At 66.6% G+C, this 1,694-nt stretch carries 2 protein-coding genes; both read right to left on the bottom strand.

From position 1 onward, the window contains the following. On the bottom strand, positions 1-450 hold a 450-nt coding region (locus EOA29_RS35540; protein WP_127222329.1), incomplete at its 3' end, for an FAD-binding protein. Positions 451-689: 239 nt separating this feature from the next. Beyond that, positions 690-1,694 (bottom strand): FAD-linked oxidase C-terminal domain-containing protein (locus EOA29_RS35535; RefSeq protein ID WP_127222328.1); only part of this gene is annotated, 1,005 nt, incomplete at its 5' end.

Genomic DNA, 1,694 nt, shown 5'->3' with positions numbered 1-1,694 from the left:
GTGCTGACCGACGTCACCTTCAAGGTCCTGCCCGCGGCCCGAGACGGCGGCGATGCCGAGGATATGGTCGCGCGCGGCGCCAGCCTTGAGACGCCGCGGGCCGGACAGGTTCGAGGCAAGCACCCCGCCGATCGTGCCCCTGCCCGGCTCGCCGCCAAGCAGCGCACGATAGTCCATCGGCTCGAAGGCGAATTGCTGGCCGTTTTCGGCGAGCAGCTTCTCGATTTCGGCAAGCGGCGTGCCGGCTCTTGCGGACAGCACCAGCTCGGCCGGTTCATAGAGGGTGACGCCGGAGAGCTTCGACAGGTCGAGCGTGTGCTCGGTTTGCAGCGGGCGGCCGATGCCGCGCTTTGAGCCATGGCCGAGGATTTCCAGCGGCGTTTCCTCCGCCGCCGCCCATTGGACGGTGGAGAGGACTTCGGCGGAAGTGGATGGGGTGAAGGTGGTCATGAGAGCACCTGGTTCCTCGCCCCCGCGAGGCGGGGCAAAACAGATAGGCTGCGTTTCGTCGCACCCCCCTCTGTCCTGCCGGACATCTCCCCCGCAAGGGGGGAGATCAGACGTCGCGTAGGGTTTCGCCAATCTCCAACGTCGGCGGGAAGGCGGCGCGCCGAAGCTGCCAATCTCCCCCCTTGCGGGGGAGATGTCCGGCAGGACAGAGGGGGGTGCTCAAGCGCCGCCATATCCACTCAAAACCTCGGAATGTCCGGAAACGCCAGCTGCCCGCGATGCACATGCATGCGGCCGAGCTCGGCGCAGCGGCGCAGCTGCGGGAAGACCTTGCCGGGGTTGAGCAGATGGTTGGGGTCGAAGGCGCATTTGACGCGCATCTGCTGGTCGAGGTCGATCTGGTTGAACATTTCCGGCATCAGGTCGCGCTTCTCGACGCCGACGCCATGCTCGCCGGTCAAGACGCCGCCGACCTCGACGCAAAGCCGCAAAATGTCGGCGCCGAAGCTCTCGGCCTTGTCGAGCTCGCCCGGGACGTTGGCGTCGTAGAGGATCAGCGGGTGCAGATTGCCGTCGCCGGCGTGGAAGACATTGGCGACGCCGAGCCCGTATTTCTCGGAGAGGTCGCGCATGCCGGCCAGCACGCGCGGCAATTCCTTGCGCGGGATGGTGCCGTCCATGCAGTAATAGTCCGGCGAGATGCGGCCGACCGCCGGGAAAGCGGCCTTGCGGCCGGCCCAGAAGCTCAGCCGCTCCTCTTCCGTCTGCGAGATGCGGCAGGTGGTCGAGCCGTTCTCGTAGGCGATCGTCTCGACCAGGCCGATCAGGTGATCGACCTCGACGCTCGGCCCGTCGAGCTCGACGATCAACAGCGCCTCGACATCGAGCGGATAGCCGGCATGGACGAAATCCTCGGCGGCGTGGATCGCCGGCCGGTCCATCATCTCCATGCCGCCCGGGATGATGCCGGCGCCGATGATGTCGGCGACGCACTGGCCGCCCTGCTCGCTGGTTGGGAAACCGATGAGCAGCGCGCGTGCCGTCTCAGGCTTCTTCAGGATGCGGACCGTCACCTCGGTGACGACGCCGAGCAGGCCTTCCGAGCCGGTCATGACGCCGAGCAGGTCGTAGCCTTCCTGGTCGAGATGGCTGCCGCCGAGCCGCACCACCTCGCCATTCATCAGCACCATCTCGATGCCCAGCACATTGTTGGCTGTGAGCCCGTATTTCAGGCAGTGCACGCC

Origin of the sequence: Mesorhizobium sp. M1E.F.Ca.ET.063.01.1.1 (assembly GCF_003998155.1) — a bacterium.
Taxonomy (GTDB): Bacteria; Pseudomonadota; Alphaproteobacteria; order Rhizobiales; family Rhizobiaceae; genus Mesorhizobium.
The sequence above is the reverse complement of the archived record's forward strand: the minus strand, read 5'-3'. Positions and strand labels throughout refer to the sequence as shown.